The sequence below is a fragment of the Bacillus cereus group sp. MYBK95-2 genome, assembly GCF_051915225.1.
GTDB lineage: Bacteria > Bacillota > Bacilli > Bacillales > Bacillaceae_G > Bacillus_A > Bacillus_A cereus.
In genome coordinates this window covers 307,867-330,881 of record NZ_JBQAEH010000003.1, presented here as the reverse complement: position 1 = coordinate 330,881, position 23,015 = coordinate 307,867, and the positions used below count along the sequence as shown (strand labels likewise).

Genomic DNA, 23,015 nt, shown 5'->3' with positions numbered 1-23,015 from the left:
ATTCCCTTTTTGTTTATTAGTCTTTATACCAATTTCCCAACACGTCTCTAGGAATCTCCTTGAAATCCTTCAAAGAAACGGGGCCGACAAATTTTTTAATTCCATGTTTTTTAGAATTTTCATCCGAATAATCTTTTAAAAATTGAATTTTAAATTGTTTCTTACCATCAGCATAGTCGGTTACTGTCGGTACGATTGCCGCTTGTCGTATACCAAAAGTTTTATCTTCATACTTAACAAATTGTACATAAGATAATCCTCCAACTAATGTTTCTAATTTTTCTTGCGCAGAAATAAGATTTCCAAGAGAATAATAGATTAGCGTTTCATGTCCATCTTTATTTTGTTTCCACTCAATTGGTTGAATTACATGTGGATGATTTCCAATTACTACATCTACACCTAAATCTGTTAAATATTGAGCAACTTCTTTTTGTTGCTTTGAAGGTGTTGAGGTATATTCTACTCCCCAATGCACCATAACAATCACCATATCAGAGCTACTCTTTGCCTTTTCCACATCATTTTGTATCGCTTTTTTATCAATTAAATTTAAAGCCCAAGACTTATCAGCTGGAATTTTAATTCCATTCGTACCATATGTATAATTGAGTAACGCAAAACGAATACCATTTTTTGTAATCGTTTTTATTTCATTACGCTCGTTTTGACTCTCATTAATACCTACCGGGATAACATCCGGATATTTCTTCCAGTATTCTCTTGTATTCGCAACACCTTTAATACCCATATCCATAGCGTGATTTGTCGCTTGCGTCACTATATTGAATCCAGTGTCCACTAAAGATTGGCCTACTTCTTCAGGTGTATTGAAAGTCGGATATCCCTGTACTTTTAAATTATTTCCGGCAATCGGAGTCTCCTGGTTCACGATAGCAAGATCACTTGATTTAACAGCTTTTTTGATATTTTCATAAATATAATTATAATCATATGAACCGTCTTTTTGTTTGCCATCTTTAATTACTGCGTCATGATATAAATTATCACCCGTTGCTATTAAATTCACAACCGATTGTACTTTTTTATCTTCCGTAAAATTAGGAGACTGTTGGATAGGACTTTTATCTACCCAATTTGGTGCTTTTAATGATGTATCTATATTGGATTCAGCCGGTGGTAATGAAGCTTTAGATGTCTTAACATCAGTATTACCACAAGCGGTTAAAAGCACTAAAAAAATAAGACATACTAAAAAAAACTTTTTACTTCTCTGTAAAGTATCTAACATGTGATCCTCTTTTCTGTTTTATTCCTTATAACTAGTTCTAACAAATCATTCTTTACAACAACGTATTTTGGTTTTACCCTTAATTATGGAAGGACACTCTGTTACACCTGCTTCGGAATATACTAATAATTATTTTCCGCTTTCTAGCAATCTATCGATTCCATCAGAAGTGATAGATTACTAGAAAAAGATGATCCATCAGGATGTCGACTAGTTTGATATACCTGTTCCAATTGCAGTAACTCGTTTAATATTTAAACAAGATAGGAGAATCGTTCATATAGCCTCTTCTCTCGCTTTATGTTTAAGGTGCCTCCCAAAAAAGGGATCGTTGCTGTACCCCTTTACATAGTGCGAAATTTTTGCAACTAATTTCTTTCATTCAAGCGACAAACATTATACCGATAACAATAAGTAAGACCCAAGAACTTATTTTACCAATATACGAAAAAAGTAGCAATCTTTTGCCCCATATAAAGAAGGCAATTAGGAGAAATGAACGAGAGATTCATTCTATTCAATTCCTTCATTGATTAATAAAAAAACAAGCCACCCAACTATTGGATGGCTCTATACTATAAAGAGAATTTGTTATTGGATTACTTCAATTTCCCTTCAAAAACAATCTTCCTACCGCACGGCTCAACTACTGTTTTGCCGTCTTTCTTTACTTCATGAAAGATTGGCTCTTCCATACGACGAGACGGAGCGTAGCCTTCTTGTTCCATACGTGCTAAGCAGTCTGTAATTGTTTCATTTTCAAGTACTTCAAATTTCTTTTTATTAGGTTGTTTTGTCATGCCCTAACCTACTTTCTATTTTTCTTGATGCGAATTGATTTTTCATGTAGACCATATATAACATTGCGAGAATTCCCATTATAATCATAACCGCAATAAAAAAGCTTGTATACTGTATTTTTTCTATAAATACGCCGCCTAATACAGGTCCCATAATACTTCCTAAACTAAAAGCGATTCCGGATAATATATTACCTGCTGGTAGTAAGTGTCTCGGTAATAAATCAGTCATAAATCCAAGCCCTAAAGAGAAGCACGATCCAATAACCATACCCGCTAAAAGCATGCAGGCAAAGACGATCCAGTAATATTGATCAAATACGGCGGCAAGTAGAAAAATGCCCGTACTTATGCTAAACGTCCACGTTAAAATACGGTCCCTTCCGTATTTATCACTCAATATACCGAGCGGAATTTGTGTAATAATACCCCCAACTGCAAATGCTGGTAATAAGAAGGATACATCTGAAACAGACCACCCTTTACGAAGTGCGTATACTGGTAAGTTACTGTTTAGCATTGCTTCAAGTACGCCATATGCAAGTGGTCCTAGCAGTGCAATCCATCCTAATCCAACAACTTGTTTATAACGAGAAAATGATGATTCACTCTTCACTTCTCTTTCATCTTGCGCTGGGAATGCATTTTTTGTTGGAAGTAGTAAAAGCCAACCTATTAAACAAAGTATAGTAGATATAATAAATGGCGTTGCAAGACCGTACTGCACAGTGCTTGCTAAATACGGACCAACGGCAAAACCAATTCCGAAGAATACACCGTATATCGATACTTGTCTCCCTATTTTACTTGGGTCTGATGTTGTCGTGATCCATGTTTGTGTTCCGACATGAAGCATATGATCTCCAACTCCAACTAGAAATCTAAGGATAAACCATACCCAAAATGAAAATGTTTGTGTAAAAAAGAATAATGAAATAATAACGAGAAACCCACCTATAACAATAATCGGCTTCATTCCAAACCTTTGCATCGGTTTTTCAAGAAACGGCGAAATAACTAATATCCCAATGTACAATGCCGTCGCATGAATACCATTAATACTTGAACTAACCCCTTCTTGTTCAAAAATCATTGCAATGGCCGGTAAGAGCATTCCTTGTGACAAACCCGAGATTGCTACAATCCCAACCATAATCCAAAAAGTAAAACGCATTGACATCCTCTGTCCCTCTCCTTCTCATGCTTCCACTTTTCATTATAAACTGTTTCTTCAAATGCGTGTACGAATATTCGCAATAAAAAACAAGCTAAAAGAATGAACCTTTTAGCTTGTTATCTTATCCTTCCCAAACTTGCGCTTTCACATTGTAATGAAAGTGTTTAAAATATGGATTTTCATAAAATGAAGGTCCATATAAGTAATGTTGCATATGAGCTGTTAGTGGCTGCTGCATTTGTAAAGGAACTACAGCTGGTGAAACTTGCATATACATCGGATCTATCATTATTTTTGTATAGATATGATGATTATATGGCGAATAAGCGATTAAGGATGGTTTATGCATTGATAATCTCCCCTTATACATACAAATGTTATAGTATATGCAACACTTCTCATTTCGGGGATTATTTCTGTTCTAACCAATCCTCTACATGTTTTATAAATACATCTAAACAATCAATAAACGGCGAGTGTCCGCAATCTTCTAATACCTTCAACTCTGCATTTGGCAAATGTTTCGCTAATTCCTCACCGACTACTTGCGGTACGACATAATCTCTATCACCTTGTATGACGAGTGTTGGCGCTTTAATACGATGAATTTGTTTACTTCCCTCTACAACCCCATTATGTTCATCTGAAATATTAAATGTAATGAGCGCATAATTCACATCTACGAAATTACGTTGCGTTAACATATCATCTAAATACTTTTCATAACGATCCGGTTCAGGTTGATTATGTGTATATATTAATAGATTCCATACTGTACGGTAATATAGTTTGTTCATATTTTTTATCGCATCTAATACTGGAGCGATTTGTACTGGATCTTGCGCAATTTCTTCTTTCGTCTTTACTAAACTTGATACAATCGGCTGCCCATTCGTATCTTTTTTAAAGATTGGGTATCCTTTCATTCCTACTGATTCTACTAAAATTAACTTTTCTACAAAAGTTGGGTGATTCGCTGTAAATTGCATCGCAACGCCACCACCCATTGACCAGCCCATTAATGAAAATTTCTCTAGCTTTAACTCGTCAATAAATAATTTTACATCGTCTGCAAAGTCTTGTAATGAATCTATCGACTGATTATACGTTGATTGTCCAAACCCTCTTAAATCAAGAGCGTAAATATGGTATTGATCTTGCAACTTTTCAATAACTAAATCCCAATGTTGTGACGATGTCATGTTCCCGTGAATGAGTACAAGAATATCTGTATTTCGCCTTCCAACTTCCTGATATGCAATCGTTTCTCCGTTCGATAGTGAAACAAACTCCATTGTTGCAGGCTTAATCATCACAAGTTCCCCCATTCTATTTAATAGAAAGAAAATTCTTTACTTAATTAAAGAATAGCACGTAGAATGTACGTTCGCAACATAAAACCTATAAGAATTTTTTACATAAATCAACATGTCTATTACTAGACAATTATTATAAAAAAGTATATAGTTAGCTAGGTAACTAATTTGAAAGGATCAAAATACATGGACGAAAAACAACATTTTTTTCACATCGTCAGCCAGACTTCTCGAAAGTTTACGAAGAAATTTAATGAACGTGTATCTCCAACAGGGTTATTTAGTGCGCAATGGGCTGTTATTTTCCGCATTAATCAAACTGGTTCTTGTACGCAAACAGAATTGTGCCAGTATTTAAATGTTGAATCACCAACGATGACTCGTACGTTAACACGTATGGAAACGATGGGATGGATTATTCGTACAGAAGGTAAAGATCGCCGTGAGAAGCTCATTTCTTTATCCGAAACAGCGATAAAGATGATTCCAATATGGCAAGAAGAAGTTGATACTTTCGAAGAAAAAACGCTAGAAGGTATTAACGAAGATGATTTACATCAAGCATTTCAAGTGTTACAACAAATTATTAAAAATTTAGATTAAATTGGAGGGATGACGATGCAAAGTGAGAAACTTTGGACGAAGGATTTCCTCGGAACTTGTTTTAGTAGTCTATTTCTCTTCTTAACATTTTACATGCTTATGACTACTCTGCCTGTCTATGTAATAGACGGCCTAAAAGGAAAACCTGAGGAAATTGGTTTAGTTGCAACTGTGTTTCTTATTTCTTCTGTTTTATGTAGACCATTCACAGGAAAATGGCTCGATGATTTAGGAAGAAAGAAAATATTATTTATTTCACTTTCATTATTTTTAGCCGCTACTGTTATGTATTTCGGTGCGCAAAGTTTATTCTTATTACTTGCCCTTCGCTTCTTACACGGTATTGGGTTCGGAATGGCAACGACAGCTACTGGTACGATCGTAACTGATGTTGCGCCAGCTCATCGACGAGGCGAAGCACTTGCATATTTCGGCGTATTTATGAGTCTGCCGATGGTAATTGGTCCTTTTTTAGGTTTAACAATTATTTCTCATTTTTCGTTTACTGTGTTATTTATCGTTTGTTCCGTATTTTCATTACTTGCATTTTTATTAGGACTACTTGTAGATATTCCACACGAAGCACCTGTTAGCAAACAAAAACGTGAAAAAATGAAATGGAAAGACTTAATCGAACCATCTTCTATTCCGATTGCACTTACAGGATTTGTTTTAGCCTTTTCTTATAGTGGTATTTTATCCTTTATTCCTATTTATGCGAAAGAACTTGGTTTAAGTGAAATTGCAAGTTACTTCTTTATTTTATACGCACTTGTTGTTGTCATTTCTCGTCCATTTACAGGAAAGATTTTTGATCGCTTCGGTGAAAATGTACTCGTTTACCCTGCTATCATTATTTTCACAATCGGAATGTTCATATTAAGCCAAGCACAAACTTCATTTTGGTTCCTTGGCGCAGGTATGCTAATCGGTTTAGGTTACGGAACATTAATTCCGAGTTTCCAAACGATTGCGATTTCTGCCGCTCCAAACCATAGACGTGGTTCTGCGACAGCTACGTATTTCTCATTCTTTGATAGTGGTATTGGCTTTGGTTCTTTTATTTTAGGTATTGTCGCAGCGAAATCCAGTTATCATAATATGTATTTTATCGCAGCTATTATCGTTGCGTTCACTTTACTTTTATATTATGGATTACACGGACGAAAACAAAAATTCAAGAAACAACCTACAGACGGAAAAATTTCCGCTTAACGTTAATAAGGAAAGTAAACTTCCCCGTTTACTTTCCTTATTTTGTATTTCTTTCAAGACGAGCGTATACTTATAGTAGAAATAAAAAGGAGGGCCATATATGAAACTAAAAAAATCTCCCCTATTCTTACTTATACTAACATTCATATTTGTAATTACAGGGCTTGGGTTTACTTACTTCAAACAAAATAAAACGACCCCATCAAAACATAATGTGACAAAAGAAAACTGGTTAAATGACCCTTACTTACGTTGGTCGTATACACATATGAAAGAATTCACTTTAGTTAATAACGTAAAAAACAATTCTGACCAAATTGCTCACTTCCCTTCCGCATTGCAAAACTTAGACGATTTTGCTGTGGAGCGTAGATTCGGAAATACAAATCCTCTAAAAAAACTTTTAGACGATAACAAAACAGATGCTTTTGTCGTTGTACATAATGGACAACTTGTTTACGAACGATATTTCAATGGGTATAAACAGAATGAACCTCATGGTATGGCATCATTAGCAAAAGTCTTTACCGGGGCAATTATACAATCTCTCGCTGAAGAGAATCGTATCGATTTAGAGAAAACAGCTGACACTTACATAAAAGAATTAAAAAACACACCGTTCGGTAATGCCACACTTCAGCAATTAATGGACATGCAAGTGTCAGCAGAATACCCGACCCACGGATATGAGCAGCCTGGGCTAGAAAATCAAGATGCACAATTATATTTAGCTAGCAATATTTTACCCCGCGGCAAAAATTACGACGGTCCGATGAAAATTTATGATATGTTACGAGAAGCCGAAGAAACGGCACCGCCTGGTTCTTCCTTTTCTTACAATAACGGATCAACAGAAACGCTCGCTTGGATTATTAGAACTATTACTGGTAAATCACTAGCTGAAAATGTAAGTGAACGAATTTGGTCTCAAATTGGTATGGAAGAAAACGCGTATTACGTTACAGATGAAACAAAAATAGAACAAGCTAGTGCTGGATTAAATGCAACTGCTAGAGATATCGCGAGATTTGGGCAATTACTATTAAACAATGGGGAATATAACGGAAAACAAATTCTCCCTTCTTCTATTACTAAAGATATAAAAAATGTCCAAGAAGGTGAACTTGCAATTGGCCCTGGAGCTTCCATTTCTTACCGTAATCAATGGTGGATTCCGCACAATGAACAAGGTGCTTTCGAAGTGTTAGGTAGTTACGGACAAACACTTTACATCGATCCGAAAGCAAATATGGTGATCGTTCATTTCTCTTCTAACGCAACGCCAAGTAATGAAATACATTCGGTTTACTCAAATATGTATATTGATATTGCACATCATTTAGAAAAGCTTCCACAGTAGTGGAAGCTTTTTCTTATTTCGGTGTTTTATTTGAATCCATTATATTATTCCAGGTTTAAAAGCATTCGTAAATCTACTATACTCATCATGGTTATTCATCATTAAACTTTTTATTAGCAATCCAATAAAACGTTACGAAGAGTGTCAATAAAATCCATACTATAGTTAGTAATCCATTGATTATTGCGTTTGAATTTACTCCCCCCGTGACTAACATTTCCATTGCATACTTACTCATACTGGCTGGATTAAGCTGATCCATTATTGGATTCAAACCGACGATTACTCTACAAGCTAAAAGGAAAACAATTGAAATTAATGCAATCATACCTTGACTTTGAAAAATAGCACTTATCATTGTTGTGAAAGATACGATAAAAAGAACCCAAATTAAATAAAATAGTAATCCAGTAATTAGGTGTGCGAATGGAACAACAGTAAAAAGATAATTTACATATATATAAGAAGTAACGAATCCAATTGTTACACTAAACGCTACCATTAAATAGTTCGACACTATTTTCCCACCTACATATGAAGGAACAGTAACAGGCCTTGTTAAAATAAAGGCCAACATACCATTAGCTTTATCTGTTTGAATAGCACCCATCATAGAAATCACTAGAATCATAAGTCCAAGCTGATCAAACTGGGATCCCAAAGTACTCGCTAATACTTCGCCCCCTTTTTGCGTTGCCATACTCGAATCAATGGTAATTCCCTGTCCTCCACCTAACGCTTCTAAAATTGATGGCAAATAATGAGTTACTATCGGTTGTGTTGCGCCTAAAAATATAAAAACAATTGGTAGCCAAATAATCTTGAAATCACGTAACATTTGAACACATTCTTTTTTTATCAATACAATTGAGTTATTCATTTTTGCACCACCAATTTCAAGAAGATTTCTTCTAAAGTATCGTTGCTCATTTCAAATTTAACGATGTTCACTTTATGTTCGAGTGCATTTTGCAATAACATATTTTTATTTATTTCAATGCTTTCAACCTTCACTTTGATTTTAAGCCCAACCACTTCAACGTCCTTCACATACGGTAATTTTTTTACAATTTCAATCCACTTTTGATCTTTAGCTGTTATTTCAATCATTAATTTATTTTCACTATTACGATGTAAAAGTTCCGTAATCGTTGTATCTTCTATTTTTGTTCCATCTTTTATAATGACAAATCGTTCACAGATTTCTTCCGCATCGCCTAATATATGGGTTGATAATAAAATGGTTGTATCTTTTTTTATTTCTTCAATTAAATTCAATACTTCCCGTCGGCCGATTGGATCTAATGCGGATACCGGTTCATCCATGACAATAAGTGACGGTTTATGCAATAATGCTTGTGCAATACCAAGTCGTTGTTTCATTCCACCAGAAAATGTACTAACCTTTGCGTTTTCTTCGTCCTTTAGTCCAACTTTCTCCAAAATCTTTGGAATCGACTTTGACAATTCTTCTTTTTTCAATCCCGAAAGTTGGCCCATAAAGGTAAGCGTTTCTCTCGCTGTCATCCAATGGAAAAAATTAGGGTATTGCGGTAAATAACCAATTTCACTTTTCATTTTTGATATTTTTATCCCATTCAATAAAACTTCACCAGCAGTTGGATGAATAATATCCGAAATTACTTTTATTAATGTGGATTTCCCTGCTCCGTTCGGTCCAATTAATCCGACGCATTCCCCCGCTTGCAGTTCCATCGAGAAATTATTAACCGCAATTTTTCTTTTAAATACTTTTGTTACATTTTTAATCTCTAATTTCATAATTTCTCACTATCCTTTCTCCCTATAACGAAGTAGAAAATAGGTCCCAATACATTAATGAAAAGAATAATGAACGTCCATACAAGTACATTTTTTCTTGTTTTTCTATGTCGGTATAAATCAATGAATGCAATGAAAACTAAAAGTACCCCCACTGCAATAACTGGCAATATAATGGGTAGAAAAGTCATAATATCAATGTCTTTAAGATCATTCAATCCATAATGTAGTTGCATTATTGTCATTCCTCCCTAAATTCATTCTCATTATTGATAATGATAAAACATAAACGAATGAATTGCAAACTTTATTCTCATTATTTATAATGAGAATAAAAATACATAATAAATAAGGTGAGCGAATGAATAATAAAGTTGAAATTTTAATGCATCCGGTAAGAATGAAAATTTGCCAAGTGTTAATGAGAAATAAGGAAGATGGGCTAACACCATTAGAAATGGTAAAAATCATTAAAAATGTACCACAAGCCACACTATATAGACAGCTACAAACTATGGTTGATTCTGGTATCGTCCATGTAATTAAAGAAAAAAAGGTGAAATCTGTTTCTGAAAAATATTACGCAATCAATGAAGAAGATGCAAAAATTGAAGGAAGTGAATGGAAAGGATTATCTGATGATGAAAAGTTAAACTACATTTCCTATTATCAGTTATCACTTATGACACAATATCAAAGTTACCTTAAGAAATTAGAGGAACAAAACAGTCAAGAAGATACTGCTACTTTTTCTGTAGTAGAATTAAAGCTAGATGAAGAACACTTTGGAAAATTTCAAAACGAACTTAACGAATTAATGATTAAATACTACAATAGCCAAAGTAAAGGCGACGAAATAGAGACTCCGGTTCGGACTGTCGCTATTACAATTATTCCAGAAACTTAAATTTACTCGATATAAAAATGCAAATCAATAATTTGAACTAAATCCTGAAAACAGGATACCTCTCAAAACACCTAAACCATCTGCTTCCTATATTCTCTTTAGGGGCTAGGTGGTTTAATTTTTCTTGAATTCACACACAAATGTAGTAATGAATGTATTACTTTTGTTATCTTTTATAAGTAAAAAGCTTCATCTTTTTAATGAAGCTTTCTATCACTTTATTAAAAAGATAATAAATTAATCGTTTCCTTTAAAACACTTCCCTTACAAAGATTGTCTGTTCATATTGGTCGAAAATTTCTTCTATAGATGAAAATAAAGTTTCTTCCGGGATGATGAACTTTATTTTTTGACCATTTTTTAACATGAAGGAAATCGTTCCATTATCATTAAAACCTGTATGAAACGTTCCTCGTTTATTTAATAGTACCTCTTCAATTATATTTATTTCAATTGAAAAGTTATTCTTTAATTGCAAGAGTTCATGTACATCGCCAGTATGTATTTTTGCATCTATTTCAGTTTCTAAGTTTAATTGTTTTTTCTCAATTTTTTTGAACCAAAACAAAAACAATAGCTCTGAAATACCAGGTAATTGTTTTTTATAAGCATGTCGGCTATGAAACTGTCCGCCAATCTTTATAAAATATATACAGTCACCTGTAATAAAAACTTTATAATATATATCTGCCGTAAACATTTTAGGCTTTAAAAGATAAAAACTTTTGATCATAATTCCCCCATCAATTTTAAATGTATTTGTATAAACATTTTTAGCTAGATTTGTGCTAAAACATATTTCTCATGTAATGCAACACTATTGTATTGAATCTCCTCTCCCTTTGCAACAGTTGCTTTGAAGCCAGCTAGTAACCTTTCTCTATACTATCCCTATAAGTGCTACCCCATTTCCAACCGTTTTTCTTCTAGTATATTAAAAGCAGAATTTGATACGAGGCTCTATATCAATCTATCAATAAATTACCACTCTGTAAATATCTGAATTTTCTTTACATTGAAGGTTATCTCCTAAACAACCTCGAATAATTGTAATACATATACATAAGGAGGTTGATCTATTTTGTTTCGTTCCTTTACAAATGGTTGCGTCGCCTTAGTGCAACGCTTCTTGCCAGAACCGTTTATTTTATCATGTTTACTAACTGTTTTCGTTATCTTCTTTGGTATGTTTGCGACTCACCAAACACCTGTAGAAATGATTAATCACTGGGGTAATGGAATTTGGGGACTCCTCGCCTTTTCTATGCAAATGGCACTTGTACTCGTGACTGGATCTGCTTTAGCAAATGCTCCTCTTATTAAAAAAGGATTAACGAAAGCTGCCAGACTACCAAAAACAACTGGACAAGGCATTATTGCCATTTCAATTGTAAGTTTACTCGGTGCATACATAAACTGGGGCTTTGGAATTGTTGTATCTGTTTTATACGCAAAAGAAGTGGCCAGGCAGCTGGACGGATTAGATTATAGACTAGCAATCGCCTCTTCTTACTCTGGATTTCTCATTTGGCATGCCGGTCTTTCTGCCTCTATTCCTCTTACGTTAGCAACAGGCGGTGAAACGTTAATTAAAACGACTGCTGGAAGTATTAAAGAGGCGATTCCAATAACAGAAACGTTATTCTCACCATACGCTCTCGTTCCAGTTATTATTTTTCTCATTACGATGCCTCTCATTAATAAAGCGATGCATCCAGATGAAAAACATACGATTACAGTAGATCCTAGCGTGTTCCATGAAGAAGCTGCTGCTCAAGAAGTAGAAAAAAATACGTTCGCTGAAAAGATGGAAAATAGCATTATTATTACACTTTGCGTTGGATTGTTAGGTCTCATTTATATTTTCAATTACTTTTATACGAAAGGTTTTAACCTTACTCTCGATATCGTGATTTTTATGTTATTAATTGCAGGTCTTATTTTCCACCGTACTCCGATTCAGTATATTCGTGCTTTTTCAGACTCTACGAAAAGTGCTTCTGGCATTTTACTTCAATTTCCGTTGTACGCAGGAATTATGGGCATGATGATTGGAGCAAATAGTGAAGGACTTTCACTTGGAGGAGCTATTTCTAATTTCTTTATTAGCATTTCAAATGAAACGACTTTTCCGCTCTTTACATTTTTAAGTGCTGGCATTGTTAACATTTTCGTTCCATCTGGCGGCGGTCAATGGGCTGTGCAAGCACCAATTATGATTCCAGCTGGCGCTGAACTTGGTGTACCTGCTGCAAAAACAGCAATGGCAATTGCATGGGGCGATGCTTGGACGAATTTAATTCAACCTTTCTGGGCATTACCAGCATTAGCGATAGCTGGTTTAGGTGCTCGTGACATTATGGGATTTTGTGTTGTGAACTTACTATATGCGGGTTTTATCATTAGTCTATGTTTCTTATTTATTTAAACGAAAAGCTAGTTTTATACTAGCTTTTTTACATAATAAATCACTTATTTCCCATGCAATTTATAATCTTCTCCCACTCTGACTCCGTAAGATGTAATGACTCAAATGCAAAAAAATCTTCGCAAATTTTTCCGATCAGGTGTGGATGTTCCCTCAAAAAATTCCACTGTAACGCTTTAGGAAGAAAATATGTTTCATATTCTTTACTTCCCCGTACTACCTGATCAACTTCTCTTTCACAAATTCCTCTTATTAAATAATCATTTCTTAACTCTATTTGAATTTGCTGAAATGTTTCGCTGCATTTTTTCAATTGAAGTAAACACGTAACATACTTCCGAAAAAGTTCGCCATCATACTGAACACAGTTTATAATACGATCGACTTCATTCATAATGCACGAGCCTTTTCTTCTATTTGTAATAACCATTTCTCACGCTTTGATACTTTACTCGTTTTCACAGATTGAAACACTGACCGTTTTATATCGCGAATGCCACAAAAACGTAAAATACCTCTCTTCATCATAATCCAATCTGCTGATCGATATAACAATGCGACGTACCATAGAGGCGAGTCTAACGTATTAATAACCCATGCTTTTTTCCCTTGCAATAATCCTTTCGGCAGAGCCCCTTCATATTTATAAGCAAATCCAGCTACGAAAATACGATCGATAAATCCTTTTAAAATTGCTGGCATCCCCCACCACCATATTGGATAGATGAATAGAAGTGTATCTGCTTCTTCTACTAACGTTCTATACCGAGCTGTTTCCTCTTCATTTACTAAATCGCGTCTTTTCTTCTCTTCATTAAATACGAGGACTGGATCAAATTGTTCTTTGTATAAATCAAGTACGGTAACTGAATGATTTGTTTCCTGTAGTCCTTTTTGCACATGATTGAAAATCGCCGCGTTAAAACTTGAAGGGTTAGGATGAGCATATATAATTAGTACGTTCACTACAAAACAACTCCCTCTATACGTTAAAGTTTCTCCTTCTTTAATAACTTCTCTACAATTTGTACGTTTTTCGAACTTTGCAACAATCGATTTAATAATATAAGTAACTCTTCTTTTTCTAAATCTTTCAGTTTCTCTTTAACTGCACTCTCACCAGCACCTTGCATATCATAAACAACTGCCGCCATATGTTTACAATAATTTTCATAGGGACATTCACAGTTACTTTCTGAAAAATCTTCGAGATCGATAACTACTTCATAATTCCCTGCATTTCCAGTAACGAAAGCAAACACTTTTTTTACCTTGTATTTCAACATCTTCTACATGCCCATCTTCATAATATTCATATCCCTTATCTACAATGTACTTTGGGATCCATTTCGTTATATCTTTTAATAAGTAAGCGTACATAATTGTACCCCTTCCTTTAATTCCCTTTTGACTTCAAAAATCCTGCATGTTATTCTAATTACTGTTAAGTAGCAAGTCTACGTGACAAAACGACTGACACCTATTCGGCGAAGGTGTCTCTTTTCATTTGCAGCCGATATGAATTGCCTCTTTCAGGCACATTCAATTTTTGACACTACACACTCAACACCATTCCCTGTATCAGGCTGCTTTAGCAGTCTTTTACTCTACATACTCCGTTATTTTAAGAAAAAAAGAGAGCTTAGCTCCCTTTTCTCGCCTTATACAATACCCCTTTTTCAGCATAGAGATATTCATCAGCTAATGTAATTTTCCCATCCAGTTTTAGTTCGTCTAATAATCTTGATAAATAAAATTGATGCAACATCTTTTTCGTGAATTTTCCTTCATGATGCGAAACGATATGTTCTTGAATATCTAACAATGATATCGGCTTATCTTGCTCTATCATATATTCATAAACTGTACTACGCAGTTTTACGTATTTTTCGAGTGTCACAGTAATGCGCAACCCCTTTCTTCTTAATATAAATTTTCGTAATCGGTTTTTTTGCAATAAAAAAACCTCTCCGATAAGAAGAAGTTACGTATATATCTTCGTCTTATCTCCCAGAACAAATATGTTCTGCTGGAATTAGCACCTGCATCGCGGTTGCTGGGTTTCATCGGGCCAGTCCCTCCACCTCTCTGGATAAGAAAATATTCACTTAATTCTTACTATACGTAATTCCACTTTAATTGTCAAACAAATATAATAAATATAACAAATTATATTTTCTTCCTTACTGTTCATACTACCCATATACGAACATGCAAGGAGGATTATGAAATGCATCAAAATGCTCGCGGATATGTACAAGATTCTTTTCAATCATTACAAGAAGCTAAAAATTGTTTAGAAGAAGCGCTCGAAACAGTTGAAAAAGATTTTAATCGCGCTCGTATTGAACAATCACTTTATGCTGTTGAACAAGCTATTCAACGTTGCGAGTACACCGTTCACATTTTAGAAAAAGATTAAAAACTTCCCATCAATTGATGGGAAGTTTTTTCAAATGGCATACTTCATAATTATTGCCGTTATGATTAAAAAATATACAGAATTAGCAATTTCTAAAATTCCTACTTTTATAATAGAAATTTTTTTGCCATACAACACAATTGCTCGAATGACACTTGGTATAAAAATAAGAGAACACCACGGATTAATCACAAATATGATTATCGTTAATACGATATGATATCCCCAAGATATAAGACGATACTTCGGGTTATTTTTTTCACGAATCATCGTTTTCACATAGAACGTACTACCTAAAAAGTATAAAAATGAAATAAGCGCAATGAATAATGCTGTATGATCGATTTGCTTCATTGAAAAGTAATAACTAATTAACCCACCGATACAAAACACAATAATCGCACAAATATCATTTAATAGTGCTCTTTCATTTTTTTGACGAGCGTAATACATATTCACTATAAATAATGGAATCATTACTATTACGAATAAAAGAATTCGCCACTCATATAATAAAGAAATCATCCCAAATAGGAACGCAATAAGAAAATAAATAATGGCAACTTGTAAAAACTCTTTTTTTCGTCTTTGCTTTATGTACGTAAGAAATGGGTACGTAGCTAAATAGATAAAGAACCACGCTAAAAACAATGGAATATGATAAATAGTAGGTTTCCCAAGTATGACACTTAATAAAAAAGGAATAACAAGCATGGCCCATGCACCATGTTGCTTCGGAATAACTAACTTCATTAACTATACACCTCCCTTTTGAAAAAAGTTCTCACCTACAATTATACAAATAATTTTATATAATAGCGGATGCATATTGAATCGATTTTTTGACAAAAAAATGCTCCTTACATTATGTAAGAAGCATGAAAGAGGCAAACGAATATGTAAGTCGCGACCCTACCTTATATGAGTATGCTTTTCTATGTCACGTTATGCTCATCTAATATACCGTATTTCTTTTTAAATCTTGTAAGAATCGTAATCCATGAAGTACTAAATAGTAATAAGAAAATAACATTCGAAATCGCATGGCTCAAATCAAAGTAAAAACTTGCGATATAATACGAAATGACAGTTTCCCATGTTGCTTCTCGTATAAAACCGAGAAGGCCCCAGAAATTCATAATCCAGCCAAATAAAAAGCCAACAATTACTCCGTAAAGAAGTCTCCCCCATAGCTTTTTCATAAAAAATGTATTACGAAGTAAACCTGCTATAAAACCAATCATGCCCCACGAAAACATTTGCCACGGTGTCCATGGACCTTGTCCTAAAAAAATATTAGATACGATTGCTGCTGTAGCACCAATCATAAAACCAGTTTCACTTCCAAATACAATTGCAGAAACGATAATGACAAAAGAAGTTGGTTGTACACTTGGTAAAATAGAAAATGGCACCCGGCTTACTGCTGCAATTGCCGCTAATACAGCAACGAGAACAATTTCACGTGAAACAAACGCCTTTCTTTCAAAACGGATATAGAAAGGTAACATAATAACCGCTAATAGAAACAAACTACTTAACATGTAATAACCGTCCATGACAAGTGTCGTAAAGAGTAATGTGCCGATTATTACTGCAAAGATACATATTATGAATGCAACATATTGTTTGGACAAGCTTCGTACACATCCTCCCACGTTAATGCATATGGCAATTCTTTTCGAATGAATCGATTAATAGATGTTGTATAAAAGAAGTTGCCGCTAAAAAATTCTTTCGGTGCATCATTCATAATGACTGTTCCATCAAATAACATCATACATTGATCCACGTATTTCGCTGCAAACTCAATATCATGCGTTGCCATTACAATTGTTGTACCTTCTTTTTGCAGCTTCCTAAATAGTTCTCCTACTCTTTCTTTCTTCCATGGATCCAATCCCTTTGTCGGTTCATCAAGTAATAATATCGTTGGCTTTGATAATAACGTCGTACATAACGCAAGTAATTGTTGCTCTCCTCCGCTACAATCATGCGGATGGCGTTCTTTAAGCGAGTACAACCAAAACTGTTTTAGCGTATCTTCTGCTATTTCTTTTCCTTGTTCTCCATATAATTCACGCGCACGTTCATAAACCTCGTCCCATACTGTATCAAATGTAAAATGGTAATACGGATGCTGCGATACATACCCAATACTTTTAAACCGTTCTTTCGAATCAATTTTATGTATCACTTTTCCGTTCCACTTTACTTTTCCTCTTCTCGCTTTTTGTAATCCTGCTAAAATCGTTAACAGTGTAGACTTACCTGTACCGTTCTTCCCAACGAGCGCTACCCATTTTCCTTTTTCAATCGAAACTGATAAATCACGTAAAATAAGCGGACTATTTTTTTCATATTGGAACGAAATATGCTCTGCGCTTAAAATTACCTCTTGCTTTTCACTTTGTGCTATTGGGTCATTTACATATGATATCGCTGCAAAATCATTCATTTTCATTTGCGCCTCTCGCACTGTAAACGGAATATCTCTCACATTCCACTCTAAAAATAGCCTTGGAATTTGCGGAATAAATGGACGGAATGTTTCTACTCCCCACATATCCGTAATAACAATTTTAGGACTACCATCATACATAATACGGCCATTATCCATACAAACAACGCGTGTTGCAAGCGGGATAACTTCATCTAAACGATGTTCACTTAAAATAATCGTAATTCCAAGTTCTTCATTAATCCGTTTTAATAATCCTAAAAACTCTTTTGCAGCGATTGGATCTAACTGCGCTGTCGGTTCATCTAATAATAGCAATTTCGGCTGCATAACTAATACCGCAGCTAAATTGACAAGCTGCTTCTGCCCACCAGATAACGTATGAACAGATTGATGCAATAAATCTTGAAATCCTAAAAAGCTAATAAGCTCTGCTATTCTTTTTTGAATAATATGTGATGGTAATCCGATATTTTCTAAAGAAAATGCTAATTCTTGAATCACTGTATCCATAACAATCTGGTTTTCTGGGTTTTGAAATACCATCCCAATTTCTTGGGCAGATAACAAATCAGCTACTTCCTCTATTAAAACACCCTCATAAAATATCTCTCCAGAACGCGTACCAATTGGAAGTAACTCCTTTTTAAAATGTTTTAATAACGTCGTCTTCCCAGATCCCGATCCTCCAGCAAGTGCAATAAACTCACCTTTTTGAACAGAAAGAGAAATATGCTGTAACGCGTATTCGTTTTCATCAGTATATACAAATGATAAATTGTTTATTTCTGCATGCGCCACCATATCCATTCTCTCCCTTCCATTATGATTGGTAAACTAATAAACATCGTAAATACAACAAACATCATCCCATCGTATTGCTGGAAGAAAATAGATTCGACTTTCGGATAAATAATTAATTTCCCTCCGCCATAATTACTACATACAATAGCAGCTATAAATAAAATGATTAAATAATTGAGCGTATACCAATCGCGCCTTTCCATTCTATAGCGAATATACGTCGTACGCTTCGTTACACCAAATCCACGAGCTTGCATAGAATCTGCCGTTTGCAGTGCATCTTCTAATGAACAAATTAATAATACTTGCAGCAATTGCATACCATTTTTGACGCGTTCAATTATCGAACCTGAATCTACCTGCACACCTTTCGTTTTTTGGACGAGTGTGATTTTCTTTAATCGTCTTATAAACAAAGGAACAAATCTCACTGTAATCATCGTTAACAATGCAACTTTCGGTGAAATTCTTGAAAACAAATATAAAAATTTATGACTGGAAATAATATCATTGTATGACGCAAACGTAAACATAACTGCAACTAGTAATAACCCCATTACTATTCCAAACATAATCGCCTCAAGCTTAATACGGCTATCACCTAACCAAAATAACGTAGTTCGACCTCTATGCGTTAATAACGAATTAAATAAAATTACCATAAAAAAGAAAACAATTGTGCTCGGTAGCATCTTTCTTATCTTTTCGCTATTTCCTTGCATCACATTTAACATAATAATTAATACTATTGCTCCAATTAAAAAAAGAGGATGAAGACACATCATACATAGTATCATCACCCCGATATAATAGAAAAAATTCACAAAAGGATGTAAAGAAGAAAAACTTATTTTCATAGCCCTTTACCGAATGCCTTTCTTATTGTAATACGTATACCCACTCAATTGTATCTCCTGGTTTTACCGTAGCTACACCAGCACTATGGTTTGGAAAAGCACCGTTCACACGATATTTCCATCCACTAGTATCCGCAATATCTTTTTCATATAAATCATTAATACCTTTTACATAAATACTATCTCTAGATCCGCTTGCATCAACATCTAATCCTGTACGTTGTAATACTTTATACACAGTATCGCCATCTTGTACATCCATCTTTTTCGCACCCATTATATATCCGTTATTTCCTTTTACCGAGATTGTTACTTGTTTTGCTTTAGGTACTGGTGGTACTGGTGGTGGCACTGGGTTTAGTGGTGGTACCGGTGTTGGTGGAGCTGGTACACTATTGTTCTCTTCTGGCTTTTTCTTTTGCTCCTGCTTCGGTGTTTCTTTCGGCTGATTCACAACCTTTGCTTCTTCTTTTACTTCTGGTGCTTTCGGTTGTTGTTTCTCTTCTTGTGCTTGTTGCTGCTCTGGTTGCTTATTTACAGCCGGCTGTTCTTTCGGTTGTTCCTGTTGTTTCTCTTCTTTCTTTACCTCTGGTTGTGCCTGCGGCTTTTCCTCTTTCGCCTTCTCTTCTACTTTTTGTTCTTGTTTCTCTTTCTGCTCTTCTTGCTGCTTTTGCTCTGATTCAGCTTGCTTTTCTTCTGTTTTTTCTTCCGGCTTCGCTTCATCTTTTTGTACTTCTTGTTTCGCTACCTCTTCTTGCTTCGGTTCTACCTTCTTCTCAGGCTTTACAGCTGCCTCTTCACATCCGGCAAGTAGCCCGAGCGAAAGCAGTAAAGAAATGAACCATTTCACCTTACTCATCCTATCTCTCACCTTTCATACGAAAATTAGGAGCAAATAATTGCTCCTAATTTTTTGTTAAGCTGCTTTACGTCTCCATAATACATATGCAGAAGCAATACATAATACACCCATACCTACTTCTGTTGCTGCGCCATGAGAAGATGCTCCTGTTTTTGGTAGACTGTTATCGTTTCCGATTTTTTTATTCTTAACCGGTTCGTTATCTACAACTACTTTTAGATTTTCATCTTTTGTTTCTTGTTGTACTTGTTTTTGTTCTTTCGGTTCTTCAATAACTTCTTTTTCTACTACATTATTTTCTGGTTCAACGACCTTTTCTGGCTCTTCAATCGGTTTTGGCTTAATTACATCACCAGCGTCTACATTAGACCAATCATAAATAGATTTTCCCATTTCCTTAAATTGAAGTAATGCTAAAAGAGCCTGTTCTGTAGCCATTCCGTTACCATTTTGATCACTTGGTAACCATTTAAATTCACCATTTGAAAGTTGATATGATAATAGGTTTTGCATTGCCTTATGAAGACGATTTTGATCTACATCTTTAACAAGCGATAATCCAATAATTGCTTGCGCAGTACTATTTGAATTTTCTTGTCCATCAGCTGAAAAACCGCCATTTTGCAGCTGTTCGTTATATAAATACGCAACAGCTTTTTGTATAGCTGGTTTCACATCTGATCGCTCTTGATAAGGAGCTAATGCTGATAAAACCATACCTGTTACATCAACACTACTAGCACTATCTTTACTACCTGAACTATTATAAGTCCATCCACCGTCTGTATGCTGATTATTTAACAGTGCTTCCACTAGAGCAACTCTGTTCCATTTTGATTCAACTGGAATCTCATACTTCTTCGTATCAAATGCAAGTAAAGCAAATGCATAACCTGTAACAGAATTCACTTTATCTGACTCATACAATTTTTGAACTAAATTATGTCCACCTACATTTTTAGGGTCTGCACTCATTGCATTCATCATAATAATTGTTCTAGCTAAATCTGTCGCTGAAAAACGATTAATGCGCTTTTCTACTTTTTCAGTTACTGACTTAACATAATTTAATTTCGCCTCAATTGGCACATTCTTTCCAGAACGAGAAAGCGCTACAGCTACCCAGTCACTTTCAATTCCATCTTGTAACATCTTATCTGATGTTTTAGAAATGGCTTCGTTTAATTGTGCACTTGGATTTTGAATGTTCTCTTGCTTTGGTTGTTCTGGTTTTTCATCATTTGTTTTTGTACCATCTGGTTTTTCTTGTTTTGAACCATCCGTCTTTGGTTCTTCTGGTTTTTCTTGTTTTGGATCATTCGTCTTTGGTTCTTCTGGTTTTTCTTGTTTTGGATCATCCGTCTTCGGTTCTTCTGGTTTTTCTTGTTTTGGATCATCCGTCTTTGGTTCTTCTGGTTTGCCACCGTTAGGTTCTTCTGTTTTACACGTCCCGAACTTATCTAACGTTTCTTTCAATGTTTCCTGGCTTATATTGCTCCAGTCTGAAACAAAGCGAAAGACAACAACATCTCCAGATTTTAATTTATAACTATCTGCTCCGACTTCTGCAGACTTATCATTTACATCATATAGCCAAGCACTTGTAGCCCCGGCCATTAAACCATCGATTCCTTTTACATATGTTCCAAACGACATCGTTTCAGATTCTACTTTGTCCCCCATGACCTTTTGCAGCAAACTTAAAGCTGTTTCCCCATCTTTAATTTGCTCTTCTTTCGGACATAACATAATGCCCTTTTGTGATTCCCCAATAATTGCAAGTTTTGCTGTATTTCCTTCAGCAAACGTAATATGTACTGTATTCGCAAAAGAAACAAATACAAGTGTCACTGCCATTAACGACGTAAGCAGCCACTTTTTCAACATTGCCATCCCAAAATTTCCTCCCTTACTACCATTTACACAAAAAAAGGCCCTTCAAGGGCGTGCGATTGACACTCTCTTTTTGTAAGTGTCGAACAAAAATGTACAACACCTCCTACCCGCATTATTCGCGGCTATATTTGTATAGGAAAAATAATTTTGTTTATGAACGTATCATTGTGATAACATTCACTTTTCTTGGCACAACTTACTTCCATTTAAGTTATCGTAAAACGATAAACCTATACATTCTGTAAATTTTAAATTTCTGTATTATTTTACTATTGACAAAGAATTTTGTCCATGCTTTATCGGATTTATTTTCTAAGAATAATAACTTATTAACTCTTAACGATGTAAACTCTTTTCACTAATAATGACGCCATCTTCATCCGCATAGACATATTCATTTGGATTCCAATCCACTTGTCCAAAGTGCAATGAAATATTTCGTTCTCCTTTTCCTTCTTTCACACTTCTATTTGGCATCGTTCCTAACGCTAAAATACCAATATTAATATTCTTTAGTTCACTAGAATCACGAACATACCCATTCACAATAATTCCTGCTAGCTTTCTTTCTTCCGCAATAGCTGCCAAATTATCACCAAGTAACGCACAATTCGTAGACGCTCCGCCATCAACAACTAATACTGTTCCTTCTGGTAATGTTTGCAATCCTTCCTTCACTAGTACATTATCATCTTTCACTTTTACAGTTGCAATTTTCCCGTGGAATTGTTCTTTCTTCCCAAAAGACCGAAAAGACTGGCGACATATTTGTAATTCCTTTTCAAATTCATCACATAGATCAGTAGTTTTCCACATCTTGTTCCCTCTTTTCCTTTTTCTTTCTACATAACATATTCTTGGCTTATTATCGTT

25 protein-coding genes, 1 pseudogene and 1 riboswitch are annotated in these 23,015 nt (G+C 34.9%); of the genes and pseudogenes, 6 read left to right on the top strand and 20 right to left on the bottom strand.

Annotated features, from left to right (window positions below; genetic code table 11):
* Nucleotides 1-16: 16 nt before the first annotated feature.
* The 5 genes from ACTFN4_RS13125 to phaZ form a co-directional block, all read right to left on the bottom strand.
* Entirely contained in the window at nucleotides 17-1,252 is a 1,236-nt protein-coding gene (locus ACTFN4_RS13125; RefSeq protein WP_000887602.1) for a CapA family protein, read from the bottom strand.
* Between the two features lie 599 nt (nucleotides 1,253-1,851).
* Nucleotides 1,852-2,052, bottom strand: coding sequence for an NETI motif-containing protein (locus tag ACTFN4_RS13120; protein WP_000166303.1), 201 nt, complete (start codon nucleotides 2,050-2,052; stop codon nucleotides 1,852-1,854).
* A complete protein-coding gene (locus ACTFN4_RS13115; protein WP_000062798.1) occupies nucleotides 2,036-3,232 on the bottom strand; it encodes an MFS transporter in 1,197 nt (398 codons plus the stop codon). The genes ACTFN4_RS13120 and ACTFN4_RS13115 overlap by 17 nt, the downstream gene beginning before the upstream one ends.
* A 118-nt stretch (nucleotides 3,233-3,350) precedes the next feature.
* Nucleotides 3,351-3,578, bottom strand: coding sequence for a hypothetical protein (locus ACTFN4_RS13110; protein ID WP_000549500.1), 228 nt, complete (start codon nucleotides 3,576-3,578; stop codon nucleotides 3,351-3,353).
* Between the two features lie 61 nt (nucleotides 3,579-3,639).
* Nucleotides 3,640-4,542, bottom strand: a complete 903-nt coding sequence (gene phaZ / locus ACTFN4_RS13105; RefSeq protein ID WP_000594877.1) for an intracellular short-chain-length polyhydroxyalkanoate depolymerase — start codon at nucleotides 4,540-4,542, stop codon at nucleotides 3,640-3,642.
* Between the two features lie 189 nt (nucleotides 4,543-4,731).
* Between phaZ and ACTFN4_RS13100 the strand changes: the two genes are divergently transcribed.
* The 3 genes from ACTFN4_RS13100 to ACTFN4_RS13090 all read left to right on the top strand — a co-directional run bounded on the left by ACTFN4_RS13100 (nucleotide 4,732) and on the right by ACTFN4_RS13090 (nucleotide 7,723).
* Entirely contained in the window at nucleotides 4,732-5,148 is a 417-nt protein-coding gene (locus tag ACTFN4_RS13100) for a MarR family winged helix-turn-helix transcriptional regulator (protein WP_000343675.1), read from the top strand.
* 15 nt (nucleotides 5,149-5,163) lie between these two features.
* The gene (locus ACTFN4_RS13095; protein WP_001190318.1) at nucleotides 5,164-6,363 is read left to right on the top strand and encodes an MFS transporter; all 1,200 of its coding nucleotides are present in this window, start codon (nucleotides 5,164-5,166) and stop codon (nucleotides 6,361-6,363) included.
* Nucleotides 6,364-6,463: 100 nt separating this feature from the next.
* Nucleotides 6,464-7,723, top strand: a complete 1,260-nt coding sequence (locus tag ACTFN4_RS13090) for a serine hydrolase domain-containing protein (protein WP_113303749.1) — start codon at nucleotides 6,464-6,466, stop codon at nucleotides 7,721-7,723.
* 91 nt (nucleotides 7,724-7,814) lie between these two features.
* Here the strand turns inward: ACTFN4_RS13090 and ACTFN4_RS13085 are convergent, their stop codons facing one another.
* The 3 genes from ACTFN4_RS13085 to ACTFN4_RS13075 are packed head-to-tail and all read right to left on the bottom strand — an operon-like array spanning nucleotide 7,815 to nucleotide 9,741.
* Nucleotides 7,815-8,603: an ABC transporter permease subunit gene (locus tag ACTFN4_RS13085; RefSeq protein ID WP_001065773.1), complete on the bottom strand. Its 789-nt coding sequence runs from the start codon at nucleotides 8,601-8,603 to the stop codon at nucleotides 7,815-7,817.
* On the bottom strand, nucleotides 8,600-9,505 hold the full coding sequence (locus ACTFN4_RS13080; protein WP_000764116.1) for an ABC transporter ATP-binding protein: 906 nt from the start codon (nucleotides 9,503-9,505) through the stop codon (nucleotides 8,600-8,602). The genes ACTFN4_RS13085 and ACTFN4_RS13080 overlap by 4 nt, the downstream gene beginning before the upstream one ends.
* Nucleotides 9,502-9,741, bottom strand: coding sequence for a PLD nuclease N-terminal domain-containing protein (locus ACTFN4_RS13075; RefSeq protein WP_001175971.1), 240 nt, complete (start codon nucleotides 9,739-9,741; stop codon nucleotides 9,502-9,504). The genes ACTFN4_RS13080 and ACTFN4_RS13075 overlap by 4 nt, the downstream gene beginning before the upstream one ends.
* 125 nt (nucleotides 9,742-9,866) lie before the next feature.
* Between ACTFN4_RS13075 and ACTFN4_RS13070 the strand changes: the two genes are divergently transcribed.
* Complete coding sequence (locus tag ACTFN4_RS13070; protein WP_001060889.1) at nucleotides 9,867-10,412, top strand: transcriptional regulator; 546 nt, start codon at nucleotides 9,867-9,869, stop codon at nucleotides 10,410-10,412.
* A 250-nt stretch (nucleotides 10,413-10,662) separates the two neighbouring features.
* Here the strand turns inward: ACTFN4_RS13070 and ACTFN4_RS13065 are convergent, their stop codons facing one another.
* Nucleotides 10,663-11,145 carry a hypothetical protein gene (locus ACTFN4_RS13065; protein WP_000597307.1) on the bottom strand — a complete coding sequence of 161 codons (483 nt, stop codon included), beginning with the start codon at nucleotides 11,143-11,145 and terminating at the stop codon, nucleotides 10,663-10,665.
* Between the two features lie 348 nt (nucleotides 11,146-11,493).
* Between ACTFN4_RS13065 and ACTFN4_RS13060 the strand changes: the two genes are divergently transcribed.
* Nucleotides 11,494-12,840: a short-chain fatty acid transporter gene (locus tag ACTFN4_RS13060; RefSeq protein ID WP_439962386.1), complete on the top strand. Its 1,347-nt coding sequence runs from the start codon at nucleotides 11,494-11,496 to the stop codon at nucleotides 12,838-12,840.
* 40 nt (nucleotides 12,841-12,880) lie between these two features.
* Here ACTFN4_RS13060 and ACTFN4_RS13055 read toward each other — a convergent pair whose 3' ends face one another.
* The 4 genes and pseudogenes from ACTFN4_RS13055 to ACTFN4_RS13040 form a co-directional block, all read right to left on the bottom strand.
* The gene (locus ACTFN4_RS13055) at nucleotides 12,881-13,234 is read right to left on the bottom strand and encodes a group-specific protein (RefSeq protein WP_140387049.1); all 354 of its coding nucleotides are present in this window, start codon (nucleotides 13,232-13,234) and stop codon (nucleotides 12,881-12,883) included.
* Entirely contained in the window at nucleotides 13,231-13,806 is a 576-nt protein-coding gene (locus tag ACTFN4_RS13050) for an NAD(P)H-dependent oxidoreductase (protein ID WP_001101572.1), read from the bottom strand. The genes ACTFN4_RS13055 and ACTFN4_RS13050 overlap by 4 nt, the downstream gene beginning before the upstream one ends.
* Before the next feature lie 23 nt (nucleotides 13,807-13,829).
* A pseudogene (locus tag ACTFN4_RS13045) lies at nucleotides 13,830-14,220 on the bottom strand (SWIM zinc finger family protein).
* 262 nt (nucleotides 14,221-14,482) lie between these two features.
* Complete coding sequence (locus ACTFN4_RS13040; protein WP_000171476.1) at nucleotides 14,483-14,740, bottom strand: hypothetical protein; 258 nt, start codon at nucleotides 14,738-14,740, stop codon at nucleotides 14,483-14,485.
* A gap of 100 nt (nucleotides 14,741-14,840) precedes the next feature.
* Nucleotides 14,841-14,939: riboswitch (SAM riboswitch) on the bottom strand.
* Between the two features lie 131 nt (nucleotides 14,940-15,070).
* Here ACTFN4_RS13040 and ACTFN4_RS13035 point away from each other — a divergent pair.
* Nucleotides 15,071-15,262: a hypothetical protein gene (locus tag ACTFN4_RS13035; RefSeq protein WP_000554032.1), complete on the top strand. Its 192-nt coding sequence runs from the start codon at nucleotides 15,071-15,073 to the stop codon at nucleotides 15,260-15,262.
* Between the two features lie 30 nt (nucleotides 15,263-15,292).
* Here ACTFN4_RS13035 and ACTFN4_RS13030 read toward each other — a convergent pair whose 3' ends face one another.
* From ACTFN4_RS13030 to rraA, 7 genes are all read right to left on the bottom strand, one after another.
* Entirely contained in the window at nucleotides 15,293-16,015 is a 723-nt protein-coding gene (locus ACTFN4_RS13030; protein WP_439962384.1) for a YwiC-like family protein, read from the bottom strand.
* Nucleotides 16,016-16,197: 182 nt separating this feature from the next.
* The gene (locus ACTFN4_RS13025) at nucleotides 16,198-16,899 is read right to left on the bottom strand and encodes an ECF transporter S component (protein WP_000043896.1); all 702 of its coding nucleotides are present in this window, start codon (nucleotides 16,897-16,899) and stop codon (nucleotides 16,198-16,200) included.
* Nucleotides 16,872-18,533 carry an ABC transporter ATP-binding protein gene (locus ACTFN4_RS13020; RefSeq protein ID WP_439962383.1) on the bottom strand — a complete coding sequence of 554 codons (1,662 nt, stop codon included), beginning with the start codon at nucleotides 18,531-18,533 and terminating at the stop codon, nucleotides 16,872-16,874. The genes ACTFN4_RS13025 and ACTFN4_RS13020 overlap by 28 nt, the downstream gene beginning before the upstream one ends.
* On the bottom strand, nucleotides 18,506-19,384 hold the full coding sequence (locus ACTFN4_RS13015) for an energy-coupling factor transporter transmembrane component T (protein WP_439962382.1): 879 nt from the start codon (nucleotides 19,382-19,384) through the stop codon (nucleotides 18,506-18,508). The genes ACTFN4_RS13020 and ACTFN4_RS13015 overlap by 28 nt, the downstream gene beginning before the upstream one ends.
* A 22-nt stretch (nucleotides 19,385-19,406) precedes the next feature.
* The gene (locus tag ACTFN4_RS13010) at nucleotides 19,407-20,243 is read right to left on the bottom strand and encodes a DUF4430 domain-containing protein (protein WP_000048899.1); all 837 of its coding nucleotides are present in this window, start codon (nucleotides 20,241-20,243) and stop codon (nucleotides 19,407-19,409) included.
* A 57-nt stretch (nucleotides 20,244-20,300) separates the two neighbouring features.
* Nucleotides 20,301-22,139, bottom strand: coding sequence for a DUF4430 domain-containing protein (locus ACTFN4_RS13005; RefSeq protein WP_199630816.1), 1,839 nt, complete (start codon nucleotides 22,137-22,139; stop codon nucleotides 20,301-20,303).
* A 339-nt stretch (nucleotides 22,140-22,478) separates the two neighbouring features.
* Nucleotides 22,479-22,958 carry a ribonuclease E activity regulator RraA gene (gene rraA, locus ACTFN4_RS13000; protein WP_000266037.1) on the bottom strand — a complete coding sequence of 160 codons (480 nt, stop codon included), beginning with the start codon at nucleotides 22,956-22,958 and terminating at the stop codon, nucleotides 22,479-22,481.
* Between the last annotated feature and the right edge of the window lie 57 nt (nucleotides 22,959-23,015).

Coding starts and splice junctions, on each gene's coding strand:
- ACTFN4_RS13095 (WP_001190318.1), top strand. CDS start 5,164: ATGCAAAGTGAGAAACTTTGGACGAAGGATTTCCTCGGAACTTGTTTT.
- rraA (WP_000266037.1), bottom strand. CDS start 22,958: ATGTGGAAAACTACTGATCTATGTGATGAATTTGAAAAGGAATTACAA.
- ACTFN4_RS13110 (WP_000549500.1), bottom strand. CDS start 3,578: ATGCATAAACCATCCTTAATCGCTTATTCGCCATATAATCATCATATC.
- ACTFN4_RS13055 (WP_140387049.1), bottom strand. CDS start 13,234: ATGAATGAAGTCGATCGTATTATAAACTGTGTTCAGTATGATGGCGAA.
- ACTFN4_RS13085 (WP_001065773.1), bottom strand. CDS start 8,603: ATGAATAACTCAATTGTATTGATAAAAAAAGAATGTGTTCAAATGTTA.
- ACTFN4_RS13125 (WP_000887602.1), bottom strand. CDS start 1,252: ATGTTAGATACTTTACAGAGAAGTAAAAAGTTTTTTTTAGTATGTCTT.
- ACTFN4_RS13015 (WP_439962382.1), bottom strand. CDS start 19,384: ATGAAAATAAGTTTTTCTTCTTTACATCCTTTTGTGAATTTTTTCTAT.
- ACTFN4_RS13080 (WP_000764116.1), bottom strand. CDS start 9,505: ATGAAATTAGAGATTAAAAATGTAACAAAAGTATTTAAAAGAAAAATT.
- ACTFN4_RS13070 (WP_001060889.1), top strand. CDS start 9,867: ATGAATAATAAAGTTGAAATTTTAATGCATCCGGTAAGAATGAAAATT.
- ACTFN4_RS13120 (WP_000166303.1), bottom strand. CDS start 2,052: ATGACAAAACAACCTAATAAAAAGAAATTTGAAGTACTTGAAAATGAA.
- ACTFN4_RS13035 (WP_000554032.1), top strand. CDS start 15,071: ATGCATCAAAATGCTCGCGGATATGTACAAGATTCTTTTCAATCATTA.
- ACTFN4_RS13030 (WP_439962384.1), bottom strand. CDS start 16,015: ATGAAGTTAGTTATTCCGAAGCAACATGGTGCATGGGCCATGCTTGTT.
- ACTFN4_RS13090 (WP_113303749.1), top strand. CDS start 6,464: ATGAAACTAAAAAAATCTCCCCTATTCTTACTTATACTAACATTCATA.
- ACTFN4_RS13075 (WP_001175971.1), bottom strand. CDS start 9,741: ATGCAACTACATTATGGATTGAATGATCTTAAAGACATTGATATTATG.
- ACTFN4_RS13010 (WP_000048899.1), bottom strand. CDS start 20,243: ATGAGTAAGGTGAAATGGTTCATTTCTTTACTGCTTTCGCTCGGGCTA.
- ACTFN4_RS13005 (WP_199630816.1), bottom strand. CDS start 22,139: ATGGCAATGTTGAAAAAGTGGCTGCTTACGTCGTTAATGGCAGTGACA.
- ACTFN4_RS13020 (WP_439962383.1), bottom strand. CDS start 18,533: ATGGATATGGTGGCGCATGCAGAAATAAACAATTTATCATTTGTATAT.
- ACTFN4_RS13100 (WP_000343675.1), top strand. CDS start 4,732: ATGGACGAAAAACAACATTTTTTTCACATCGTCAGCCAGACTTCTCGA.
- ACTFN4_RS13115 (WP_000062798.1), bottom strand. CDS start 3,232: ATGTCAATGCGTTTTACTTTTTGGATTATGGTTGGGATTGTAGCAATC.
- phaZ (WP_000594877.1), bottom strand. CDS start 4,542: ATGATTAAGCCTGCAACAATGGAGTTTGTTTCACTATCGAACGGAGAA.
- ACTFN4_RS13065 (WP_000597307.1), bottom strand. CDS start 11,145: ATGATCAAAAGTTTTTATCTTTTAAAGCCTAAAATGTTTACGGCAGAT.